The following is a 603-nucleotide window of genomic DNA, read 5'->3' on the forward strand; positions in this document are numbered from 1 at the left end:
AATTGGTTGCGGCATTACCGTCATATTGTTACAAAGGAAAGGAGCCATTTGAGTCGTTATCGTTACTGGTTAGCCCTAAAGCGAGAGAAAAAGGGTACGGTAAGCGCTTGCTTTCACACTTAGTGGCGGAGGCTAAAACACGAGATCGTAAAGTGAGATACCGAGTAAATATCGAAAATACACCTTCGATTAAGTTGTGCGAATCTTTGGGCTTTGAAGCTTATAACCGATTGCGCGTATTTACTCAGGATGAATAGAAAGGAAAGTAATGGGATACACTGTAAGGAATGCTGTCAGAGAAGAAGCAGCTCAAATTGCTAAAATACATGTCGATTCGTGGCAGGTGGCGTACAAAGGGTTAATGCCACAAAGCTATATAGAGCAGTTTACCATTGAGCGCCGAGAAAGGATGTGGACACGAGTTATGACGGAGCAACTGGCTCAATTGATCGTGGTTGAGAAACAAGGGGAAATCGTCGGGTTTTTAAGTTACGAGTTGCCTAACCACACCAGTGAAGATAAAACGGCGTTGGTAACGTGTTGCTATGTCTCGCCGTTACATTATGGGCAAGGGGCAGGAAGTGCGCTGTTAGATGAGCTCGA

At 44.6% G+C, this 603-nt stretch carries 2 protein-coding genes; both read left to right on the forward strand.

Annotation, left to right across the window (positions count from 1 at the left end):
- Nucleotides 1-257 (forward strand): GNAT family N-acetyltransferase (locus tag R7Z49_RS26255; RefSeq protein ID WP_318112592.1); only part of this gene is annotated, 257 nt, incomplete at its 5' end.
- Nucleotides 258-268: 11 nt separating this feature from the next.
- A partial coding sequence (locus tag R7Z49_RS26260) for a GNAT family N-acetyltransferase (RefSeq protein ID WP_318112594.1) occupies nt 269-603 on the forward strand: 335 nt, incomplete at its 3' end.

The organism is Vibrio sp. 1562 (genome assembly GCF_033340155.1).
Lineage (GTDB): Bacteria > Pseudomonadota > Gammaproteobacteria > Enterobacterales > Vibrionaceae > Vibrio > Vibrio alginolyticus.